Origin of the sequence: Streptomyces echinoruber, from assembly GCF_014651135.1 — a bacterium.
GTDB lineage: Bacteria > Actinomycetota > Actinomycetes > Streptomycetales > Streptomycetaceae > Streptomyces > Streptomyces echinoruber.
Genome location: NZ_BMWH01000001.1, coordinates 614,890 through 636,927 on the forward strand (window position 1 = coordinate 614,890; position 22,038 = coordinate 636,927).

A 22,038-nucleotide genomic window follows, 5' to 3' on the forward strand; every position below is an offset into this window, starting at 1 on the left:
CGTGTTCTCCAACTACCTGATCGGCCTGCGCGAGGGGCTGGAGGCCAGCCTCGTCGTCTGCATCCTGATCGCCTACCTGGTCAAGACCGGGCGCCGGGACGCCCTGAGGCCGATCTGGATCGGCATCGGCACCGCGGTGGCCCTCGCCCTCGGCTTCGGCTGCGTCCTGGAGTTCGGTTCGCAGGAGCTGACCTTCCAGGCGCAGGAGGCCCTCGGCGGCTCCCTGTCCGTCGTCGCCGTGGGCCTGGTGACGTGGATGGTGTTCTGGATGCGGCGCACCGCCCGGCACCTGAAGGCCGAACTGCACGGCAGGCTGGACGCGGCGCTGGCGATGGGCACGGGCGCGCTGGTCGCCACCGCGTTCCTCGCCGTGGGCCGGGAGGGCCTGGAGACCGCCCTGTTCGTGTGGGCGTCGGTGCACGCGGCCTCCGACGGCACCCCGCGCCCGCTCATCGGCGTCGCCCTGGGCCTGGCCACCGCCGTCTTCCTGGGCTGGCTGTTCTACCGCGGCGCCCTGCGGATCAACCTGTCCAAGTTCTTCACCTGGACCGGCGGCATGCTCGTCGTCGTCGCGGCGGGCGTGCTGGCGTACGGCTTCCACGACCTGCAGGAGGCCGACCTGCTGCCGGGCCTGAACCGCCGGGCGTTCGACATCAGCGGCACCATCCCGCCGGACAGCTGGTACGGCACCCTGCTGAAGGGCGTGTTCAACTTCCAGCCCGACCCGACGGTGCTTCAGGTCACGGTGTGGCTCGGGTATCTGGTCCCGGTCCTCGCCCTCTTCCTCGCCCCGGTAGGGTTCGCCTCCGGGAAGGGGAAGGTGAAGGTACCCGATGAGCAGGGATCGCAGCCGCAGCAGGCTCCGCAGGCGTGACCGCAACGCGCTCACGGCGGCCGCTCTGACCGCTCTGTCGCTGACGGTGAGCGGATGCGTGGTGGTGCACGGCGAGCGGGAGGTGCTCCCGGCCGCCACGCGCGCCGAGGCGGCGCAGGCGCTGCGGCAGTTCACGGCCGCGTACAACAGGGCCGACAAGGCGTACGACAGCTCGCTGGACGCCGGCCGCGTCACCGGCGCGCTCGGCGCCATCGACGCCGCCCGGCTGAGGGCGGGCCACAAGAACCATCCCGGCGGCAACCCGAACCACACGCCGCTGAAGCTGACGGACGCGAAGTTCACCATCCCCAAGAAGGCGGGCTGGCCGCGTTGGTTCCTCGCCGACGCCCACGGCAACAAGGGCGGTGACGCGCGCTGGCTGCTGGTGTTCGTCCGCACCGGCCCGGGCGAGCCGTGGCGGGTGGCGTACCTGACGCTGGTGGCACCCGGGGACGTGCCGAAGTTCCGCACCGACCGCGGCGGTTGGGCCGAGGCGGTGCCCGCGGACTCCTCGCGGTTCGCCGTCGCGCCGCGGGACCTGAGCCGCGCCTACGCGGCCTACCTGCAAAAGGGCGGCAAGGACTTCGCGCCGGGCCCGCACACCAGCGGCTGGCGGCAACTGCGGGAGAAGAACGCGGCCAAGCCGGGCCTGGCCACGCAGTACATCGACGAGCCGCTCACCACCGGCGCCTACGCGCCGCTGGCGCTGCGCACCGCGGACGGCGGTGCGCTGGTGTTCTTCACCACGCACCACTTCCAGAAGCAGACGGCCGCCCGGGGCGCGTCCGTGCCCACCCCCAACCAGGACGTGCTGGCCCTGACGAAGGGCGAGATCAAGCAGTCGCTGACGATGGAGTTCGTCTCCAACGAGGTCGCCCTCGACCCCGCGAAGGGCACGGGCGGGGTGGCGGTGCTGGGCCGCGTCCAGGGGCTGACCACGGCGCAGGGGGAATAGGCGCGCACGGCCCAGGGGAAGAGGCGCGGGGGAACAGGCTCGGACGGAACAAGCGGGGGGACAGGCGCCGGGGGGAGCAGGTGCGGGGGCCGGAGCCGTCCGCGCGGTCCGTCCCTCCCCGGTCCCTCCTCGAAGCGCCGCCACGCTCCCCCTCGGGGCCGTCTCCGTCCCTCCTCAGGAGTCCCTCCTCAGGAGCCGTGCGGGCGCCGTCGTCAGTGGTGCAGGGGCCAGTTCGCGGCCGCGTGGTCGGTCTCCGTGCCGACGTGCCGGGCGCAGGCGTCGGTGAGGTGCTCCAGCAGGCTGAGCGGGTCGGGCAGCGCGTGCTCGGGGCCGCGCACCCAGTGCACGCTCAGCCCGTCACCGGGCAGCCGGGCGGGCGGTACGAGGACGTAGGAGCCGCGGCAGTGCCAGCGCAGACCGGGATGCTCGTCCATCGTCTCGGGGTGGCAGTCCAGTTCGCACGGCCACCACTCGTCCTCGTCCTCGGGGGTGCCGCGGGTGAGGGTGAAGAAGTACATGCGGCCGTCGTCGCTCTCGGCGACCGGGCCGACCTCGACGCCGTCGGCGAGCAGCCGCTGAAGGGCCTCGCGGCCCGCCTGCAGGGGCACGTCGAGGACGTCGTGCACCATGCCGGTGGCGGTGATGAAGTTGGCCTGCGGCTGGTGCCGGGCCCAGCGCTCGATCTGCGCGCGGTCGGTGGTGGACTGCGTCTGCCAGGCGAACGACACCGGGTGCCGGGCGGGGCTGGGACAGCCGACGCGGTCACAGGAACACATGTAGCCGGCGGGGTGCGCGGCGGGCGCCAGGGGCAGTCCCGCGGCGGCGGCGGCGAGCAGCAGGGCCTCCCGGCCGCCGTCCCCGGCGGTCTCCTTCGGGCGGCGTTTGAACAGCCACCGCGAGAGTTTTCCCTGCCGGCCCGAACGGCCGCCGAAGTCCGCGCTCATCTATCCCCTTCTGTCCCCGTCCGTCCCCGTGGTGCCTCGCCGTTGTGCGGTCCAGCATGCCCTATGGTCCCACCATCCTGCGCCCGGGGGGAGCGGAGCCGACGTCTTGGACAGGCACTGACGGGTACCCCGCACCACAAAACGAGACCGACTTCCTCCCGTTTTTCCCTTTTGTCGGGTTCCGCTTTACCGGGATTTGGCCTGGGGCGCCCGGGACACGGGCGAAAGGCCCCTCACGCCGGCCCGTCCCGCGGCGGCCAGGGATCGCCCCAGGCGGCGTCACGGGCGGCCTTGTACAGGTCGCCGTGGCGCTTGGTGACCGTGCGGCGGCGCAGCGCGCCGTCGGCCTCGCACAGGTCGAGCAGGACCTGGCCCTTGCGCACCTGCGGGTGGCGCACGACGCGCGCGGGAGCGGGGGCGGCCGACAGGCGGGTGGCGGCGACGTAGGCGTACTTCTCGTCCTCGTACGGCAGCGAGCCGCCCTTGACCTGCCGGTGCAGGGAGGAGCGGGCGACGCGGGCCGCGAAGTGGCACCAGTCGCCGCCGGGGGCGATGGGGCAGGCGGCGCCGTGCGGGCAGGGCGCGGCGATACGGAAACCGGCGCCGGCCAGGCGGTCGCGGGCCGCGACGATACGCGCGTAGCCGTCCGGGGTGCCCGGCTCGACGATCACCACGGCCCGCGCGGCGGCCGCGGCCGCGTCGACGACGGCCGCGCGGTCGGCGTCGGTGAGCTCGCCGAGCACGTAGGAGACGGTGACCAGGTCGGTGGGGTCCAGGGCGAGCGCCGTGCCGATGCGGGCCCGCTGCCAGCGGACGGCGGCCAGCGCCGGGTGGGCGGCGGCGATCTCCCGGCCCAGGGCGAGCGCGGACTCGGCCCAGTCCAGCACCGTCACCGGCCGGGCGCCCGCCCAGGTCTCGGCGACCGCCCAGGTGGCGGCGCCGGTGCCGCCGCCGACGTCGACGTGCCCGGCGGGCGTGAAGTCCGGCACGGCCCGCGCGAACGCCGCCAGCGCGGCCCGCACGGCCTGGAACGTCGCCGGCATGCGGTAGGCGGCGTACGCCACCGCGTCCGCCCGGTCCCGCAGCACCGGCGCGTCCGTCGGCGTCGTCCCCCGGTAGTGGGTGATCAGCCGCTCCACCGCGGCCGCCGCCCGCTTCGGGGGCAGCCCGTCGAGCAGCCCGTCGAGGGTGGTGCGCAGGAGGTCGGCGGCCGGTGGGGAGACGTTCACGGCTCGATTCTCTCAGGTGCCGCCGGGGCTCTCAGGTGCCGCCGGGCCGCCCGTCCGTCCGGGCGGCGCCCTGCCCGTCTCTCTCAGGTGCCGCCGGCCCGCCCGTCCGTCCGGGCGGCGCCCCGGCGGACGGGCGGCGCTCCCCGGCGCACCGCCCGGGCCAGCCGCGTCGCCGCCGCCGCGCGGGGACGGCTGTCCGCGCCGCCCGCGCCGTCCGGGGGGCGCCGTACCGGGTGCACCCGGTTGGTGAGCAGGACGAGGAAGGTGTCGGTGGCCGGGTCCAGGACCAGGGAGGTGCCGGTGAAGCCGGTGTGGCCGGCGGCTCCCCGGCCGGCGAGTTCGCCCATGAACCAGGGCTGGTCCAGGGCGAAGCCCAGGCCGGGCGGGGTGAGCAGGAGCTCGACGAAGTCGGGGCCGAGGATGCGGGCGGGGCCGTAGGCACCGCCCGCGAGCAGGGCGCGGCAGAACACCGCCAGGTCCCGTGCCGTGCCGAACAGCCCGGCGTGGCCGGCCACCCCGCCCAGCGCCCAGGCGTTCTCGTCGTGGACCTCGCCGCGCAGCATGCCCCGGTCCGCCTTGGCCCAGGGCCGCCGCTGGTCCTCGGTGGCCGCGGCGCCGGGGCAGGGGCCGAAGCGGGTGGCCGTCATGCCCAGCGGGCGGGTGATGCCGTCGCGCACGAGGGCGTCGAGGCGGCGGCCGGTGATGCGCTCCAGGACGTGCTGGAGCAGCAGCATGTTCAGGTCGGAGTAGCAAAAGGCGCCGCCCGGCTCCCCCACCGGTTCCTCGGCCCGCAGCCGCGCCAGCCGCTCGGCGTCGTCGGCGCAGTCGTACAGCGGCAGTTCGGGCCGCAGGCCGGAGGTGTGGGTGAGCAGCTGGCGCACGGTCACGCCGTGGGCGGCGACGCCGCGGAAATCGGGCAGGTAGGCGCCGACGCGGGCGTCGATGCCCAGGGTGCCGCGCTCGATCTGCTGCACGGCGGCGACCGCGGTGAACAGCTTGGTCAGGGAGGCGAGGTCGAAGGGGGTGTCGACGGTCACCGGCACCCACTGCGCGGGCGGCAGTTCCACGCCCCGGCCGGTGTCGGGGTCGTAGCGGGCGTAGCGCACGGCCCAGCCGGCCGCCTCCGCCACCGCGACGACCGGGCCGCGCCCGGCGACCACGACGGCGCCGGGTGCCCAGGGGCGTTCACCGGTGGTGAGGGCGCGGACCTCGCGCACGAGGTGCCGCATCTCGCCGGGGTCGAGTCCGGCCCGCTCGGGGCCGCCGTCACGCAGTCTCGGCGCGCTCAGCTCTTCTCTCCCGCAGTCTCGTCCCGCGCGGTTTCGTCCCGCGCGGTTTCGTCCCGCGCGGTTTCGTCCCGCGCGGTTTCGTTCCCCGCAGTCTCGTCCCCCGAATTCTCGTCCCCCGCACTCTCGGCCGCGCTCGGGCGGGGAGTGCCCCCGTCCGCCGGCCCGTCGTCGCCGGTGCCGGTGCGGCTCCGGGTGCCGGTTCCGGCCCTGCGGGGACGGCACATTCCCACGAAACAGGCCAGCGCCGCCAGCGCGGCCGCCAGTTGGACCACGGCCATCGGCACCGCGGTGGTCTCCCCGGCCACGCCGACCAGCGGGGAGGCGACCGCGCCGATGAGGAAGGAGGTGGTGCCCAGCAGCGCGGAGGCGGAGCCGGCGGCGTGCCGGGTGCGCGTCAGGGCGAGCGTCTGTGTGTTGGGCAGGGTGAAGCCCATCGCCGACATCAGCACGAACAGCGCGGCGGCCACGGGCGCGAGCCCGACCCGGCCGAGCGCTCCGCAGGCCATGAGCAGCAGCGCGGCCGCGGCGAGCGCGATGGCGGCCAGGCCGCAGGCCAGCACCCGGTCCAGGCGGACCCGGCCGACGAGCACCTTGCCGTTGACCTGCCCGGCGACCACCAGGCCGACGGAGTTGAGGCCGAACAGCAGGCTGTAGGTCTGCGGGGAGGCGCCGTAGATCTCCTGGATCACGAACGGCGAGGCGGCAATGTATGCGAACAGCGCGGCGAAGGCGAAGCCGCCCGCCAGGACGTATCCGGTGAAGGGCCGGTCGGCCAGCAGCCGGCGCATGGAGCGCAGCGCCTCCCCCGTCCCGCCGCCGTGCCGCCCGTGCGGCGGCAGCGTCTCCGGCAGCCTGGTCCACACCAGGGCGCCCAGCAGCAGGCCGACGCCGGTGAGGACGACGAAGACGCCCCGCCAGTCCGTCACCCGCAGGATCTGGCCGCCGACGAGCGGGGCGACGATCGGCGCGACACCGGAGATCAGCATGAGGGTGGAGAAGAAGCGCGCCATGGCCGGGCCGTCGTACAGGTCGCGCACGACGGCCCGGGCGATGACGATGCCGGCGGCGCCGGCCAGGCCCTGCGCGAACCGGAGGGCGACCAGGAGCTCCACGGTGGGCGCGACGGCGCACAGCGCGGTGGCCAGGAGGTAGACGGCGATGCCGGCCAGCAGCGGGCGGCGACGCCCCCAGCGGTCGCTCATCGGGCCGACGACGAGCTGCCCGAGCGCCATGCCGGCCAGGCAGGCGGTGAGGGTGAGCTGCACGGTCGCGGCGGGCGCGTGCAGGGAGCGGGTGACCTCCGGCAGCGACGGCAGGTACATGTCCATCGCGAGCGGGGGTGTGGCGGTCAGGCCGCCGAGGACCAGGGTGACGAGCAGGCCGGTGCGCAGCGGGGGACGCGGGGACGGCGCTGCGGCGGCGGACGCGGCCGTCGGTGCCGCGTGCGGTAGGGGCGCCCCTCCCTCGGGCATGTGACCTCCCTTGTGACCTCCCTCGCGAAAACGTGCGCCCCCTATGCTCTCAGCTCGTACACGGTGTCGGGACGCGTGATCGACGTGATCGAGGGGTGGGACGGGGATGGCGGAGGCCGGCGTGCGGTGGGGTGTCCTGGCGACGGGCGGGATCGCGGCCGCGTTCGCCGCGGACCTGGTGGACCTGCCGGACGCCGAGTTGGTGGCGGTGGCCTCGCGCACCCGGGAGGCGGCACGGGCGTTCGCGGAGCGGTTCGGCGTGCCGCGGGCCTACGGCGACTGGGAGGCGCTCGCGCGGGACGAGGACATCGACGTCGTCTACGTCGCCACACCGCACGCGGCGCACCGGGCGGCGGCCGGGCTGTGCCTGGAGGCGGGCCGCAACGTGCTGTGCGAGAAGCCGTTCACGCTGAACGTGCGTCAGGCCGAGGAACTGGTCGCCCTCGCCCGCGAGCACGGGCGCTTCCTGATGGAGGCGATGTGGATGTACTGCAATCCGCTCGTGCGGCGCCTGAAGGCCCTGGTCGACGACGGCGCGATCGGCGAGGTCCGCACCGTGCACGCCGACTTCGGGCTGTCCGGCCCGTTCCCGCCGGCGCACCGGCTGCGCGACCCGGCGCTCGGCGGCGGCGCGCTGCTCGACCTGGGCGTGTACCCGGTGGCGTTCGCGCAGTTGCTGCTGGGCGAGCCGACGGACGTCACCGCGCGGGCGGTGCTGTCGCCGGAGGGCGTCGATGTGCAGACGGGCGCGCTGCTGTCCTGGGAGAGCGGCGCGCTGGCCTCCGTGCACTGCTCGATCGTCGGCGGCACCGCCACCACCGCCTCCGTCACCGGCTCCGAGGGCCGCATCGACGTACCGTCCGGCTTCTTCCACCCCGACCGGTTCGTGCTGCACCGCGACGGGCGCGAGCCGCAGGAGTTCGCCGCCGACCCGGCCGACGGGCCGCGCACCAGCCTGCGGCACGAGGCGCGGGAGGTGATGCGGGCCCTGCGGGCCGGCGAGACGGAGTCCCCGCTGGTGCCGCTGGAAGGCACGCTGGCGGTGATGCGGACACTGGACGCGATACGGGACCGCGTCGGCGTCCGCTACCCCGGCGAGGAGCCCCGCGCGGCGGAGCCGACGCTGGTGTGAACCCAACCCCGGCGGGTCGGCGGCCCGGCAGCCCGGTGCCCCGGCGGCTCGGTGCCCTCGGCGGCCCGGTGGACCGGCTGCGCGTCTGCGGACTTCGGACATCGGGTGAGAGCCGCGCGCCGCGAACCCGCACACCCGCGGACCGGTTGTGGACCGGCCATACCTCGTCCACGACCGGCCATACCTCGTCCACGACCGGCCACGTCCCGGCCGCGGGTCGGCGCGGCGCAGGCAAACGGGGAAGTCACCCCGTAATCGGCGCGGGACGCCGCCGACTCGGCGCGCGGCGCACAGCGCAGCCGTCGGCGACGGCGAACGCGCTGTTCGCGACGGGAATGACGACCACGACGTCGTGCGCGGGACGGGACCGAACGAACTCAGCCACACCCGCGCGACCCCCTTCCACACAAACGGAATGCTCAACTCCATGGCATTCCGGCCGGTGACGGGCTTATGCTCGTCATCTCCTCCACGAGAGCTTCACAGTTGGAGGAGCGGTCTTTCGCAGACCGGCCCGAGGGGGGACGGCAGCCGTTCCACGGCACCGGCAGGGGGTGGACCCGGCGCGAGGGCGCGGGGTACGCAACCGGTGCGTGGAACGGCTGCCCCATGCCTGCACGTCGGCGCCACGCGAACAGACCGGAAGGCCTGTTTCCGCACCGTCCTCGGCGAACCGGCCCGCCGTTCAACGACGTTGCCGTTCAGCGCCGTTGTCGCTGTCGCCCTTCACCGGCGCTGCCGTTCAGCGCCGGTGCCGTCCCCCGCCCTGCCGGTCCGACTGCTCCGGCTGCTCCGGCTGCTTCGGCTGCTTCGGCTGATCCGACTGCTGCGGTCGCCTCGGCCGTCCCTGCCGTCCCTGCCGCCCCGGCTGCTCCGCCCGCGCCGCGGCCGCCGCGCGCCACCGCCGGCGCAGCATCCACACGCCGCCCGCGAGCAGCGCCGTGGTGTACCCGGCGCCCTCCAGCAGCCGCCAGGACGACGGCCCGGCCGTGCCCGGCGCCCCGGCCGCCGCCCGCGCCGTGCGGCGCGCCGGCGTCGGAACCGCCGTGGCCCCGCCCTCGCTCAGCGGCTCCACCAGCGTCCCGACCGCCTTGGCCGAACGCCCGGCGCCGAAGCCCCAGTCGAGCAGCGCGGCCGCCTCCTCGTACACCGCGTTCACGGCGTTGCCCGGATGCATCACGGTGACCAGCAGGGTGCGGCCGCCGCGCGCGGCCGCGCCGGTGAAGGTGTTCCCGGCGTGGCTGGTGTAGCCGTTCTTCACCCCGATCAGCCCCGGGTACGGCTTCAGGCCCCACACGCCGGTCAGCAGCCGGTCGGTGTTCTGGATCTGGAACGTCTTCTTCCCGCCGGCCGGGAAGTCGGCGGTCCGCGTGGCGCAGTAGGCGCGGAAGTCGGCGTTCCGCAGGCCGTGGCGGGCGAACAGCGTCAGGTCGTACGCCGAGGACAACTGCCCGCGGTGGTCGTAGCCGTCCGGGCTGACCACGTGGGTGTCGAGGGCCTGCAGGTCGATGGCCCGGGACTGCATCTCGGCGACCGTCTTCTCGATGCCGCCGTTGAGGCGGGCGAGCACGTGCACGGCGTCGTTGCCGGAGCGCAGGAACACGCCCTGCCACAACTGCCGCACCGTGTAGGTGACGCCGGGCCGGATGCCGACGAGGCTGGAGCCGGCCGGTATCCCGGCCAGGTCCGCGGCGGTGACGGTGTACCGCCGGTCCGGGTCGAGCTTGGGCAGCACGGTGTCGGCGAACAGCATCTTCAACGTGGACGCGGGTGCCAGCAGCCGGTGGGCACGGCAGGCGGCCAGCACCTCGCCGGTGTCGTGGTCGGCGACCAGCCAGGACCGGGCGGTCAGCTTCGTGGGCAGGCCGCCGGCCCCGCGCACCTGCACGCCGTCACGGGCCAGCCGCTCCCCGCCGACGACGGACGTCGCGGCGGCGGGGGCGGCCGCGGCGCACGGCAGCGCGGCGGCGGTCAGGCCGAGGAGGGCACGTCGGGACAACGGGGTCGTCGCATCACACACGCCCGGGACCGTACCGAGCGCCGCCGCGCCCGCCCACCGCGGGGCCCCAAAACAAGATCAAAAGTTCCGCCAACCATCCTTGAACCGACACCAACCGCGGCTGGCCGGTCCCGGCCGCGCTCACCGCCGCGCCCGCCGGAGCCGCCGCACCCACCGGGCCCGATACTCCCGATGCCGCCCTCGCACCCGCCACACCCTCTCCGCACCCGCCGACCTGTGGGACCGCATCGACGCGCTGTACGCCTGGCTGACCGCCCACCGGACGCGCGGCGGGCACGAGGATCTGCTGCTGCGCCTGTTGAAGCTGCCGGAGGAGGTCGGCGAGGCGACCGCGGCGGTGATCGGCGCGCTGGGCCACAACCCGCGCAAGGGCGTCAGCCACACCTGGCAGGACGTCGAGGCAGAGCTGTGCGACATCGCCGTCACCGCGCTGGTGGCGCTGCGCATGCTCACCCCCGACGCCCGGGACGTCTTCGCCCACCACCTGGACCGGGTCACCCGGCGCTCCCTGGCCGGCGGGACGGTGACGGACGCGACGGAGTGACGCCGGGGGTGGTGGCGCACACTGTGTGATGACGTCAGCCCGCCTCCTCCCGCACGGAAGTTGAGCCGATGAGCCGTTCCGCCGTTCCCGAACCGTCCTGGTGGCGGGAGGATCCCGAGCGATGGGAGCTTCTGGAGTTCGACGGGCGGTACGACGGGGACGGGCTGCCGGTCGACGCCTGCTGGGAGGACAGGCAGCAGGTCCTCCACGCCCTGGTCCGGGAACCCGCCCCCGGGGACGGGGATTTCGCCCGGTTCCTGCTGGTCCAGGAGACGCGGTGGCACCGGCACTCCTGGGGCTTCAACCACTCCATCGAACTCGCCGCCCTGCGGGTCGCCGAGGAGCGCCGCGTGGAGGACGTCTGGATCCTGTGGGAGGCCGTCTGCGGGAGTTTCGACACCTGGTGCGGCCTTCCCCACCACCTGCTGCTCGCGGCCGGGGTGGCCGCCACCACGCAGTACGTCGAGGACTCCGGACATCCCCGGCGGGACAACCTCCTGGACCACCTCGGGAAGATGTCCCGCACAACGGACGAGGAGGTCGCCCGGACGCTGGCCCGCCGGCGCCGCCACTATCGCGAGATCATCGGCGGGACGAGCGGGAAGTGAGGCGGCATGGAGATCGTCGCGCAGTGGGTACGGACGTCGTGGACCAAGCGGTCCCGGGGCGGGGAGGGCGCCGCCCGCCGGAACGCCGCCCCGATCGGGTTCTCCCTTCCCGACGCTCCGAGGCCACTCGTGCACGTCGTGCGCATGCGCGAGGAGGACGGCTTCCGGCCACACGGCAGCCTCGGGGACCTGGGCACGGTCGACCTCCAGCTCCGTGAAACCGAGGGGCGGCTGCGGGTCTTCCCACGCGTGCAGCCCTTGTGCGCCCTGCCGCCGCGGCCAAGACGCCCGCCGGCCGTGCGGCTCGTTCCCGGACAGTGGGTGCGTTGGCAGCTGAATTACCGCTTCAGCAGCACCTGGGCACCCGGGACTGGTCCTACTGGCTGGACACGTTCAACGTCGCCTACGGACCGGTCACTGCCGACGTGTTCCTGGGAACGCCCGACCTCCTCGTCGATGAGCGGGGCCCGGTCCGCTGACGGCGTGCGGAAAGGCAGCCGGAGCCGCCGGGACGAACGGAGCGCGGACGCGGCGGAGTGACACCGGGGCGATGGCCGGGCCGGGGCCGTTCAGGCATCGGTCTCCGGCTCCGCCGCGTTCTCCGCGGCTGCGGCCGGGCGGTGGCCGATGGTCATGCCGGGGCGGCGGCGGTGCACGGTGAGGTAGGTCAGGCCGCCGGGGCCCGCGGTGATGCTACGGGTGGTCCCCCGCGGCAGCCACAGCAGCCCGCCCTCGGCCACCCGCTGCGGCTCGTCCGCCGCGCCGGTGCCGACCAGGCCGTCACCGGCGACCACGAGGAGCAGCACGTCCAGGTCGGTCTCGGTGTGCCGGGCGATGCGCTCGTCCGGCCGCAGCCGCACGAGGTTGGCGTCGAGCTGGCGCCCGCTGTCGGCGAGTTTCCACAGCACCGTGGCCGCGGCGCCGTTGTCGTGGCCGCTCTCGCTCAGGGCCCGGACGTCCCAGGAAGTCATCCGCCTCACACCTTCCCTTCGGCGCCGATTATTACATGTACGATTTGGAGAAACCCGAGTCCGGGTCCGCCGGCCGGTCCTTCGGCCGGTCCTTCGGCCGGTCCTTCGACCGACCCGCCGGCCGGGAGAGGAGAGGAGCGGACGTGTCGACCGTGCGGGAGAGCCCGCAGGAAAGTTCGCGGGAGAGCCCGCGCCGCCGCGAGGTGCTGGACGTGCTGCGCGCCGCGTCGACCCCGCTGGGGGTCGCGGAGGTGGCGGCGCGGATCGGCGTCCACCCCAACACCGTGCGCTTTCACCTGGACGCGCTCCTCGCCGAGGGCCGCATCGAGCGGCGCACCGACGAGCCGGCCGGCCCCGGCCGCCCCCGCACCGTGTACGCCCCGCGCCCCGGCATGAACCGCGACGGCGCGCGCAGCTACCACCTCCTGGCCCGGATCCTGCTCAGCCATCTGGCGTCGGCCGGTGACGGCGCGCAGGCGGCCGCCCTGGAGGCCGGCCGCGCCTGGGGCCGTTACCTGGTCGGCCCCGAGCCGCCCTTCCGCCGCCCCACGGACCGGCAGGCCGCCGCCCGTCTCACCGGCCTCCTCGCCGACCTCGGCTTCGACCCGGCGCCCGAGGGCGACGACGGCCGGGCCCCGCGACGCATCCGGCTGCGGCACTGCCCCTTCCTGGAACTGGCGGAGGAGTACGGCCAGTTGGTCTGCTCCGTCCATCTGGGCCTGATGCAGGGGGCGTTGGCGGAACTGGGCGCGCCGCTGACCGCCGGCCGGCTGGACCGGTTCGCCACCCCGGACTCCTGCCTCGCCCACCTGGACGAGGTCTCGTCCCCCGCCTGAGCAGAAAGGCTCCCCCCGCATGAACGCCACGTCAGGCGCCGCCGGCGCGGTCACCTTCGTCTGGCTCGGGATGGTGCTGGCCATCTCGTTCCTGGAGGCACCACTGAAGTTCCGTGCCCCGGGCGTGACCATCCCGCTCGGGCTGGGCATCGGCCGGCTGGTCTTCCGCGCGCTGAACGCCGTGGAGACCGCGCTGTGCGCCGCGCTGGCCGCCCTGCTGGTGGCCGGCGGCACGTCGGTGCCGACCGCCTGGCTGACTGTCGCCGCGGCGGCGCTGCTCGTCCTGCAACTGGCCGCGATCCGGCCGGTCCTGAACCGCCGCTCCGACCGGGTCCTGGCCGGCGAGGACCTCCCCCGCTCCCGCGCCCACCTGTGGTACGTCGCGGCGGAGGTCGTCAAGGTCGGGGTGCTGCTGGCACTGGGGATCGGCCTGCTGATCGCCTGACCCGGCGGCCGGTCCACCGGACCCGCGCCCGTCCCCATCCCCGGGTTCGCGTCGCCGGGCAGGCATCCGTCCCGCTTCCCGGGCTTGCGCCGCCGGATCCACGCCGCCCTGCTGAACGCGCTCTTCGGCCGCCCGGCGGCCGGTTTCCGCACGGCCGCCGTTCCGAGCAGTTCCCGCGCCGGGTGGCGGCCGCTCCCCGGCCGCGCGGGTCGTTCAGCCGAGCGAGAAGCCGCTCGCGCACGGCCGTGAGTTCGTCGATGCGGCGCTGGATCACGGCCAGACGCTGCTCGAAGACCTCCACCTCGGCGGCCAGGTCGTCGCAGCGGTGGCCGCCGATCGCCTCGTCGCGCAGGCAGGTGCCGAGCGGCAGCAGGTCCTCGGTCGTCAGGCCGGTGGCGAGGAGCAGGCGGATGTTCTCGACGACCTCCACGGCATCGGGCGGACAGCTCCGGTACCCGTTGGGCGGGCGTGCGGGGTGCAGCAGACCGTGCTCCTCGTAGTACCGCAACGCCCGGGTGGTGGTGCCGGTGGCACGGGCGAGTTCTCCGATGCGCAGGGGCGACTCCCTTCGGGAACGCGGTGGTTGACGCGAGCCATCACCGATCCGCCACCGTCCTCGATCGACGGGCCCGCCGACGCGCCCCGGCCCGGCGGCCCGTCATTGGCCCCGCGGTGGCCGGCCCGCCAGCTTCGCCAGCGCCGCGTCGAGTCGGGACAGGGTGCGGTCGCGTCCAAGCACCTTCAAGGACTCGAACAGCGGCAGGCCGACGGTGCGCCCCATCACGGCGACCCGTACCGGCGCCTGCGCCTTGCCCAGCTTGAGCCCGTGCGCGGCGGCCACGTCCTCCAGCACGGCCTTGAGCGTGTCGGTGTCCCAGGCGGCGTCGGCATACCGCTCACGGGCGTCCTTGAGGATGTCCTCGGCACCCGGCTTCATCGCCTTGGCCCACGACGCCTCGTCCTCGGGAGCTTCCTCGAGGAACGCCCAGTCCACGTACGCGGTGATCTCGCTGAGGACCGTGATGCGGGTCTGCGCCAGCGGTGCCAGTCGGGCGAAGACACCGTCGTCGTACGCCTCCGGGCGCCACGGTGCGTACGGCTCCCGCAGCCACCGCCGGCACGCCTCGACGAACCGGTCGGCCGGCAGCGCGCGGATGTACTCGCCGTTGAACGCGGTGAGCTTCTTCACGTCGAAGAAGGCCGGGGAGGTGTTCACGTCCGCGACGCGGAACATCCGCTCCAGCTCTTCGTACGGGCGGATCTCGACGTTGTCGCCCGGTCCCCAGCCCAGCAGCATCAGGTAGTTCACCATCGCCTCGGGCAGGTAGCCCTCCGCGAGGTAGTCCTCGAGCGCGACCTTGTCCCGGCGCTTGGAGAGTTTCTGCCGCTTCTCGTTCACGATCACCGGCAGGTGCGCCCATACCGGTGGTCGCGCCCCGAGCGCCTCCCACAGCAACTGCTGCTTGGGGGTGTTGGACAGGTGCTCCTCGCCGCGGATCACCTGGGTGATGCCTTCGTCGAGGTCGTCGACGACGTTGGCGAGGAGGAACACCGGCGAGCCGTCGCCCCGCGCGATCACGAAGTCCTCGATCGCGGAGTTGGGGAAGGCCGGCTCGCCCCGGATCAGGTCCACGACGACGGTCTCGCCCTCGTCCGGCGTACGAAAGCGCAGTGCGCGTCCCTCCGCGTACTCCAGACCGCGCTCACGGCAGAAGCCGTCGTACCCGAGGTGCTGCGAACCGGTCCGTCGCTCCAGCTGCTCGCGCGTGCAGTCGCAGTAGTAGGCCTTCCCCTCCGAGTAGAGCCGCTGGGCGGCATCGCGGTGCCGGTCCGCGTTCCGGGACTGGAAGTACGGGCCCTCGAAGGCGGGGTCGGCCTCGCTGATGCCGATCGACGCGAGCGCGCCGATGATCCCGTCGATCCACTCCGGCTTGTTGCGGGCCGCGTCGGTGTCCTCGATCCGGAGGACGAAGGTGCCGCCGGACTGTCGGGCGACGGCCCAGTTGTAGAGAGCGGACCGAGCCCCGCCGACATGGAACATTCCGGTCGGGGAAGGGGCGAAACGCACACGGACGAGAGGAGTCGACATGCCCGCAGCGTACCGAGTCCCCGACCCCCGCCCGACGCCTGCGGGGACGATCGCCCCATGCCGACGGGCCAGTGCTGCTCCTCCCTGGCCCGGACGTCAGCTGGTCGGCGGCGACCCGTACCACCGTTCCACGAGGTGGGCGGCGACCGAACCGGGCGGAGGCAGGATCAGCGTGTCGGTGGCGACGTGGGCACCCAGTTCCTCACGGGTGAACCAGCGGGCGGCGACGATCTCGTCCTCGTCGACGGTGACGTCCGTGCGGACGGCCCGGGCGGCGAAGGCGAGCATGAGGCCGGCCGGGAAGGGCCACGGCTGGCTGGTGAGGTAGGTGACATCGGTGACCGGGACGCCGACCTCCTCCATCAACTCCCTGACCACCGCCTGTTCGAGTGTCTCCCCGGGCTCCACGAAACCGGCCGGCGGGGACATGCGGCCGTACGGTGCGCGCGCCCGGCGGGCCAGCAGAACACGGTCCCGTTCGTCGGTGACCAGCATGATCACGGCAGGGTCCGTCCGGGGACGGTGGTCCGTCCGGCACGACGGACACCGTCGCATGTGCCCCGCGCTCACCACAGCGGTGGCGGCGCCGCAGCGACCGCAGTGGCGGTTCGCCCGGTGCCAGTTGTCCAGCGCGACGGCGTACGCGGCCAGTTCGGCCCGGTCGGCGGGCAGCTCGCCGATGAGATCCAGCAGGGGCGCAAGACGCAGACCGGACGCTCCGTCAGAAGGCCTGCAGCTCACCCCCTCGAACACCGCCCCGGTGTCGCAGTCGGGGCCCGTCGCGAAGTAGCGCACCCCCGCGCCGTCGGCCCCCAGGAAGGTCAGGAAGGTGTGGTCGCGCACGCCGGCGGACACCGCCGACGGCGCGGCCCAGGCCGGCTCCACACCGTCTCCGGCGTCGCGTACCAGGACCCGGCCGTCGGCCACAACGACGATCCGCGTGCCCGGGTCGTCCCAGGCACGCGCGAGCCACGCGTCGTCCGTGCGCCGCACGGCCAGACGGTCGAGGAAAGTCCGCGCGGCCGAACCAGGGAGGGAAGAGAGCACGGGTATACCCACCGATCAGCGTCGACAACGGCGGTCCGCGACGGGCATGCGGCCGTCACGTCCCCAGGGACATGAGGTGCTCCTCAAGGGCGGCGACGACCGCCCGTCCCGCGTCCTCTTCGACCAGGTCCTCCCGCCAGCGCGCGGTCAGCGCCCACGCGCCGTCGTGCCGGGGCTCCACCTCGACGATCAGCCCGTAGCCGGCGCGCGGCGCGCGCACGCGGACGGGACGGAAGGTGATCTCGGCATCGTCGAAGGACCCGGCCGGCTCCGGCGCCTGGAGCGCCACCATCACGTCGAAGAAGCCGGCGACGTCGACGCGGCCGCCCAGGGCGCGGGCGATCTCGTCGAAGGGAGTGCGGGCGCGGCGCAGCGCCCGCAGCACCAGTCTGTTGGCCCGTGCGACGCCCTCGGCGGAGTCGCTCTTGCCGACCTCGCGCAGCGGCAGCACGACCGGGTTGACGAAACACCCCACGACGGCGTCGTACCTGCGCTCGAAGCGGCCGGACGAGATTGTGGCGAGCACCACGTCGTCCACCGCGAAGACCTGTCCCACCGCGCGTGCCGTGCCGTGCAACAGGGCCGACAGCGGGATGGAGCGGGCGGCTCTGATCCCGTCCTGCACCCGGGAGACCGTCGGGGCGTCGAGCACCGTCCCGTGCTCCCGGCGGCCGGCCTGGGCGGCGTTCGGGGCCGGCAGGATCCGGGGCGGCGCCTCGGCGAGCAGATCCCGCCAGAACGGGATGTCACGCGCCGACCACTCCTCGATCCGACGGGCCTCCCACCGCGCGTAGTCCTGGTAGCTGTGTACGGCAGCCGGGTCGGGAGTGCGGCCCTCGCTCTGGGCGCGGTAGGCGGCGCCGAGGTCCGCCATCAGGACGAGTTCGGACCGTCCGTCGAACGCGATGTGATGCAGGCTCAGGCACAACAGCCAGGACGATCCGGTCAGGCGGGCCAGCCGGGCGCGCAGCGGCGGCCGGCCCTCCAGGTCGAACGGCTGGTCCCACCAGTCCGCGCACACCTCGGCGGCGATCTCGCATACCGGACGCGTCGTGTCGGCCACCGGCACCACGGTCAGGGGTGTGCGGGCCGGGTCGAAGGGCAGCTCTCGCTGCACCGGGCCCGGGTCGGCGTCCCAGGAGTACAGGGTGCGCAGGATGCCGTGACGTCGTACGACGTCGTCGAAGGCGGCTGCGAGCGCGGCCGGGTCGAGCGGCCCGGTCAGCAGGTAGGCGAGGACGACGTGGTTGTCGTCCTGTCCCGGGGCAAGTCCTTCCTCCAGCAGGAAGCGTTGCTGGCTGCGGGCGCAGGGCGCTTCTTCCCAGCCCGTCATCGGCCCTCCAGGACTGCGCGGTCGAGCTTTCCGTTCTGATTGAGCGGCAGGCTGTCCATGGACCGCCAGGTGACGGGGACCATGTAGTCGGGCAGCAGGGTCGCCGCATGCTTCCTCAGGTCGGCGCTCGGGAGACCGTCGGCGACGTAGACGGCGACCAGCTGTGCGTCGGCGACCAGGACCGCCGCCTCCCGTACGGCCGGGTGACTGCGCAACGCGGCCTCCACCTCGTCGAGTTCCACGCGGTAGCCGCGCAGCTTGACCTGTCGGTCGATCCGGCCCCGGTGCACGAGCAGGCCGTGCTCCTGGCGCACGCGGTCGCCCGTGCGATACCAGTCGCCGGGCTCGGGGGCCCCCGTCACCGAGGTCCAGGGCGGGCCGCCGCGCAGGAACCGCCCGGCGTTGTCGGCGGGATCGACGTACCCGGAGAAGCGCTGGGCGCCGCGCACGCACAGCTCGCCCTCGTCGGCCGCGGTGCCGTCGGCTCCCAGCACGACCGACTCCAGGTGCGGGTAGACCCGGCCGATCGGAACCGTGCCGTTGGCGGTGGGAACCCAGTCGGCGGGGTCGCGCGGCAGGCGGTGGTTCGCACACACGCCGGTCAGTTCCGTCGGCCCGTAGTTGTTCTCGATGACGCTGCCGGGCGCGGCCTCGCGCCAGGCCGACACCGCGTCGTAGGTCAACTGCTCGCCGCCGAACATGCTCCAGCGCAGTTCGGGCAGGGAGCCCGGAGTCAGGGAGCGGGTACGGCGGGCGAGGGTGATCACAGACGGCACGGTGTCCAGATGCGTGATCCCGTACTCCCGCAGGAAGCGCACGGGGCTCAGCCAGGCCCGCCGGGCGGCCACCACCGCCGTCGCGCCCGACGCCCACGCCGACAGCATCTCGAACACCGAGGCGTCGAAGGTCAGGTCCGCGGCCTGCGCCATCCGGCAGCCGGGGCCGAGCTCGTACAGCTCGACGACGTGCGTCAAATACCGGGCCAGGGCCCCGTGCGTGACCGGGACGCCCTTGGGCTTGCCCGTGGAGCCGGAGGTGTAGAGCAGATACGCCTCGTCCGCGGCCGCCGGACTGTCGGGCACGCGGGCGCCGACTCCCCCTCGGGCTCCGGCTCCGATGAGGTCCGTCAGCGGCTGGTGCCGTGTCCCACCGGCCGTGCCAAGGCCGGCGGAGGGACGGGAGGAGGAGCCGGACGAGGGGCCGTCCACCAGCACCAGGGCCGGCGCCGCCTCGCGCAGGATGTCCGTCACACGGGACTGCGGCCAGCGGGTGCTGATCGGCAGCACGGCCCCGCCGGCCCGCAGGATCCCGAGGTAGGCCGCGTAGGTCGGGAAGTCCTTGGCGAAGCGCAGCCCCACCCGCCCCGGACCGGGCCCGAGCCATCCGGCGACCTCACCGGCCCGCGCCCACAACTCGGCGTAGGTGAACCCCTGGTCGCCGATCCGCAGGGCGGGCGCGGCGGGCCGGCGCCCCACCTGCTCGGCGATCGCGCTTACGACGTCGTGCATCTGTCCCCGCTCCTTGTCATCCGTGCACCAGGGCGTCCGCGGGCGTGCGCAGGTGCCGCACGCTCGGGTACGCGAGGCTGACCAGGCGCGAGAGCAGCACCAGCACGGCCAGCGCGCACAGCACGCCCGCCACGTCGCCGGTCCCGGCTGCCGCACCCAGCGCGTATCCGAGGGGACGCAGGGCGACCGAGCTCAGCCAGTCGTACGAGGAGACCTTCGACAGCGACTCGTCGGGCACCTGGTGCTGCATCGTCGTCAGCCACAACGAGTCCGCGGCCGTCATGCCGGCCCCGGCAAACGCGACGGCAACGACCTGCACAACCGGGTGCGCGCCGAGCGCCACCAGCACCAGGGCCGGCGCGAGCAGCAGCTCCGCGCACCGCGCCACCAACAGGGGGCGCCGGGGTTGGAAGCGGAGCAGCAGCAGATCGCCGAGGATGTCGCCCACGCCGAGGGCGGCGATGAGGAGAGACCACTTCAGCGCGCCGCCGCCCTCGGACGCCATGACCGGCCCGATGACCATGAACACGGCGACGGCGACATGCGTGCACATGAACCCGGCGATGCTGGTCCATATCCAGGGGCTGGTGCGGACCAGGCGGAAACCTTCCGCCAGCTCCCGGAACATGCTGCTGTCGGTGCGCGGCTCCCTGCGCGGCAGCTTGATCAGCGCAGCGCACAGCGCGCTGCCCAGGAAGGACACACCGTCGCCGACGAGAGCCCAGCCAGCGCCGACGGTAGCGATCAGGGCACCGGCCAGCAGCGGGCCGACGACACCCGCGGTGCTGCGCGTGAACGACAGCAGCGCGTTGGCCCGCTGGATCTGCTCCTTGGGCACGGTGAACCGCGTCAGGCCCGACGAGGCCGGCAGGTGGAAGGCCTGCGCGGCGCCGAAGACGATCTGCAGCGCCACCAGCGGCACCAGGCTGACGTGACCACTCAGCAGCATGGCGCCGACAGCGAGTTGGACCACGCCCCGGACCAGGTCCATCGCGGCCATCACCAGGTTCCGGGGCAGCCGGTCGGCCCAGACCCCGCCGAAGAGGATGCAGACGACCAGGGTGAGCGTGGACGCCGTGAGCGCGATGCCGGCCGTGGTGGCGGAGCCGGTCGCCTGGAGCAGGCCGATCGTCAAGGCGACCTGGCTCAGTGTGTTGCCGATGACGGAGACGGCGAAGCCACCGAACTGGTACTGGAACTGCCGGTACCGCAGGGGCTCCCGGGCCTGAAGGAGCTTCATGCGTTCTGCCTTCCTGCTGGACGTGCCTCAGCTATGCGCCCGCCGCGGGGCACAGGGGTGTGGGACGCGGCGCTCATGACGCGGCCGGCCAAGTCCCGGGCGACGGCGCCGGTGGCCCACGCCGCCGCAGAGCCGTACCGTTCCTCCCCGAGGCTGCTCGACCACGCCATCAGGAAGCCTCCCGTGCCCGGTCGGCGTGTCCCCCGCAGGCGTCCGCCGGCTCGGCGAAGCCCTTGGCCAGGGCGTCGAGCACGGTGGCCACCGCGCTGTCCAGTGCGGCGCGGTGCTCGGCCCGCACGGTCAGGTTGGCCATCCGGTGGCCGGTGAGGTCCTTCGGGTCGCCGGGGCGGGCCAGTTCGTCGACGGCGCTGACGCCGGGCAGGTCACGCAGATCGCGGGCCCTGAGGGAGGAGTGCACCACGCCCTCACGGTGCGGGAAGGCGGGGAAGAGCCCAGCGGCGGCGGCCGCCGGGGGCGCGTACCGGATCTCGTCCGCGCGGCCGAGCACGGCGGCGAGCGCGATGCGCACCAGGTCGGGTCCCTGGGCCAGCCGGAACAGGCGGGCGGTGTAGCCGGCCAGCCGCCCGTTGACCTCCATGACCTCCAAGCCGTCAGGGGTGATCAGCAGCTCCGTGTGCGTCACGCGGTCGCGCACGGCGAGGCGGTCCAGGGCCCGGCCGGTGAGCTGCGTCGCCTCCTCCAGGAGTTCCGGGGGCAGGCTCGACGGGAGGATGTCGCCCTGCACGCTGACCAGGTCCGCGCCGTCCGGGCCGCCGTGCCGGCGTACCGCGACGGGCAGTTTGTCCAGCACGCCGAGGTGGGTGCGCCGATCGCCGCAGGAGACGGTCTCCACGGACAGCAGGCTGCCGAGCCAGGAGATCCGCGACGGGTGGGGGGCGTGTTCGATCCGCGTCTCCAACAGCAGCCCGGACCAGTCGGTGCGCACGGCGAGCTGACGCTCCACGTCCGCCTCGTCGTCGAGGAAGGCAATGCCCTGGCCGCCCGCCGCCCGGCGCGGCTTGAGCACGCACGGCCCCTTGCCCAGGGCGGAGAACGCGTGCAGCAGGTCCTGGGGGCCGTCGACGGGCTCCGCGACGACGCGGGAGAGGCCGGCCTCGTGCAGCAGCCGCCGCTGCACCAGCTTGTCCCAGGGGTTGCCGTCGGGGCGGGGCCGGCGGCGCACCGCCTCCAGCAGCGCGTCGGCCGCCTCCAGCTCGTCGTCGTGGAAGGTGGTTACGCCGCTCAGCCCGAGCGCGTCGAGGAATCCCGCGAACCCGCCGCCGGACTTGTGGCCGAACTCGTCGCCAGGCAGGACGTGACATTCGAAGAACCGCTCGGCCAGACGCAGCAGTTCGGGGTGTGCCTCGGCCACCTGGGGCCGCATCAGCATCACGACGGTGCACAGCCCCTGGGCGGCCGTGTAGATCTCGCGGAGGTTCGCGGCACCGCCCGGCGCATGGCACACACCGAGTCGGGGGAGGTCGGGCTCGGGCACGGCCGGA

Annotated in this window: 20 protein-coding genes and 1 pseudogene; 8 read left to right on the plus strand and 13 right to left on the minus strand. The window is 74.0% G+C overall.

The features are described from left to right. Position 1 precedes the first annotated feature (1 nt). Complete coding sequence (efeU, locus tag IE225_RS02520) at positions 2-874, plus strand: iron uptake transporter permease EfeU (protein WP_190055595.1); 873 nt, start codon at positions 2-4, stop codon at positions 872-874. Then, positions 834-1,829 carry an SCO2278 family lipoprotein gene (locus IE225_RS02525; RefSeq protein WP_190055596.1) on the plus strand — a complete coding sequence of 332 codons (996 nt, stop codon included), beginning with the start codon at positions 834-836 and terminating at the stop codon, positions 1,827-1,829. Before efeU ends, IE225_RS02525 begins: the two co-directional genes overlap by 41 nt. Before the next feature lie 212 nt (positions 1,830-2,041). Here the strand turns inward: IE225_RS02525 and IE225_RS02530 are convergent, their stop codons facing one another. From IE225_RS02530 to IE225_RS02545, 4 genes are all read right to left on the minus strand, one after another. After that, positions 2,042-2,773, minus strand: coding sequence for a bifunctional DNA primase/polymerase (locus IE225_RS02530; protein ID WP_190055597.1), 732 nt, complete (start codon positions 2,771-2,773; stop codon positions 2,042-2,044). A gap of 233 nt (positions 2,774-3,006) precedes the next feature. Next, complete coding sequence (locus IE225_RS02535) at positions 3,007-4,002, minus strand: small ribosomal subunit Rsm22 family protein (RefSeq protein WP_190055598.1); 996 nt, start codon at positions 4,000-4,002, stop codon at positions 3,007-3,009. 83 nt (positions 4,003-4,085) lie between these two features. After that, entirely contained in the window at positions 4,086-5,231 is a 1,146-nt protein-coding gene (locus tag IE225_RS02540; protein WP_229879141.1) for a serine hydrolase domain-containing protein, read from the minus strand. Positions 5,232-5,287: 56 nt separating this feature from the next. Then, a complete protein-coding gene (locus IE225_RS02545) occupies positions 5,288-6,763 on the minus strand; it encodes a multidrug effflux MFS transporter (RefSeq protein WP_190055599.1) in 1,476 nt (491 codons plus the stop codon). A 106-nt stretch (positions 6,764-6,869) separates the two neighbouring features. Here IE225_RS02545 and IE225_RS02550 point away from each other — a divergent pair, with 106 nt between their 5' ends. After that, positions 6,870-7,895, plus strand: coding sequence for a Gfo/Idh/MocA family protein (locus tag IE225_RS02550; RefSeq protein WP_190055600.1), 1,026 nt, complete (start codon positions 6,870-6,872; stop codon positions 7,893-7,895). 742 nt (positions 7,896-8,637) lie between these two features. On the opposite strand, the gene IE225_RS02555 is transcribed toward IE225_RS02550, so the two are convergent. Beyond that, positions 8,638-9,915 carry a D-alanyl-D-alanine carboxypeptidase family protein gene (locus IE225_RS02555; protein WP_190055601.1) on the minus strand — a complete coding sequence of 426 codons (1,278 nt, stop codon included), beginning with the start codon at positions 9,913-9,915 and terminating at the stop codon, positions 8,638-8,640. Positions 9,916-10,129: 214 nt separating this feature from the next. Here IE225_RS02555 and IE225_RS02560 point away from each other — a divergent pair, with 214 nt between their 5' ends. The 3 genes and pseudogenes from IE225_RS02560 to IE225_RS02570 all read left to right on the plus strand — a co-directional run bounded on the left by IE225_RS02560 (position 10,130) and on the right by IE225_RS02570 (position 11,546). Further along, positions 10,130-10,459, plus strand: a complete 330-nt coding sequence (locus tag IE225_RS02560) for a MazG-like family protein (protein ID WP_190055695.1) — start codon at positions 10,130-10,132, stop codon at positions 10,457-10,459. Between the two features lie 68 nt (positions 10,460-10,527). Next, the gene (locus tag IE225_RS02565) at positions 10,528-11,067 is read left to right on the plus strand and encodes a hypothetical protein (protein ID WP_190055602.1); all 540 of its coding nucleotides are present in this window, start codon (positions 10,528-10,530) and stop codon (positions 11,065-11,067) included. Positions 11,068-11,073: 6 nt separating this feature from the next. After that, positions 11,074-11,546, plus strand: a pseudogene (locus IE225_RS02570) (hypothetical protein). Positions 11,547-11,636: 90 nt separating this feature from the next. On the opposite strand, the gene IE225_RS02575 reads toward IE225_RS02570, so the two are convergent. Then, positions 11,637-12,038 (minus strand): cupin domain-containing protein, encoded by a 402-nt coding sequence (locus IE225_RS02575; RefSeq protein WP_190055603.1) that lies wholly within the window; start codon positions 12,036-12,038, stop codon positions 11,637-11,639. A gap of 143 nt (positions 12,039-12,181) precedes the next feature. Between IE225_RS02575 and IE225_RS02580 the strand changes: the two genes are divergently transcribed. Together IE225_RS02580 and IE225_RS02585 are read left to right on the plus strand one after the other, a co-directional pair. Next, positions 12,182-12,874 (plus strand): helix-turn-helix transcriptional regulator, encoded by a 693-nt coding sequence (locus IE225_RS02580; RefSeq protein ID WP_229879147.1) that lies wholly within the window; start codon positions 12,182-12,184, stop codon positions 12,872-12,874. Between the two features lie 19 nt (positions 12,875-12,893). Next, positions 12,894-13,319 carry a hypothetical protein gene (locus IE225_RS02585; RefSeq protein WP_190055605.1) on the plus strand — a complete coding sequence of 142 codons (426 nt, stop codon included), beginning with the start codon at positions 12,894-12,896 and terminating at the stop codon, positions 13,317-13,319. On the opposite strand, the gene IE225_RS33870 is transcribed toward IE225_RS02585, so the two are convergent. The 7 genes from IE225_RS33870 to IE225_RS02620 form a co-directional block, all read right to left on the minus strand. Beyond that, on the minus strand, positions 13,270-13,827 hold the full coding sequence (locus IE225_RS33870; protein ID WP_308432431.1) for a MerR family transcriptional regulator: 558 nt from the start codon (positions 13,825-13,827) through the stop codon (positions 13,270-13,272). The genes IE225_RS02585 and IE225_RS33870 overlap by 50 nt on opposite strands. A 150-nt stretch (positions 13,828-13,977) precedes the next feature. Beyond that, positions 13,978-15,360, minus strand: coding sequence for a glutamate--tRNA ligase (gene gltX, locus IE225_RS02595; RefSeq protein WP_229879184.1), 1,383 nt, complete (start codon positions 15,358-15,360; stop codon positions 13,978-13,980). Between the two features lie 144 nt (positions 15,361-15,504). Then, positions 15,505-16,401: an NAD(+) diphosphatase gene (gene nudC / locus IE225_RS02600; RefSeq protein WP_229879149.1), complete on the minus strand. Its 897-nt coding sequence runs from the start codon at positions 16,399-16,401 to the stop codon at positions 15,505-15,507. 109 nt (positions 16,402-16,510) lie between these two features. Then, positions 16,511-17,788, minus strand: a complete 1,278-nt coding sequence (locus tag IE225_RS02605) for a condensation domain-containing protein (RefSeq protein WP_190055608.1) — start codon at positions 17,786-17,788, stop codon at positions 16,511-16,513. Then, a complete protein-coding gene (locus tag IE225_RS02610) occupies positions 17,785-19,296 on the minus strand; it encodes an AMP-binding protein (protein WP_190055609.1) in 1,512 nt (503 codons plus the stop codon). Before IE225_RS02610 ends, IE225_RS02605 begins: the two co-directional genes overlap by 4 nt. A 16-nt stretch (positions 19,297-19,312) precedes the next feature. Next, positions 19,313-20,536, minus strand: a complete 1,224-nt coding sequence (locus tag IE225_RS02615; RefSeq protein WP_190055610.1) for an MFS transporter — start codon at positions 20,534-20,536, stop codon at positions 19,313-19,315. 169 nt (positions 20,537-20,705) lie between these two features. Then, positions 20,706-22,031: an ATP-grasp domain-containing protein gene (locus IE225_RS02620; protein WP_190055611.1), complete on the minus strand. Its 1,326-nt coding sequence runs from the start codon at positions 22,029-22,031 to the stop codon at positions 20,706-20,708. Positions 22,032-22,038 lie beyond the last annotated feature (7 nt).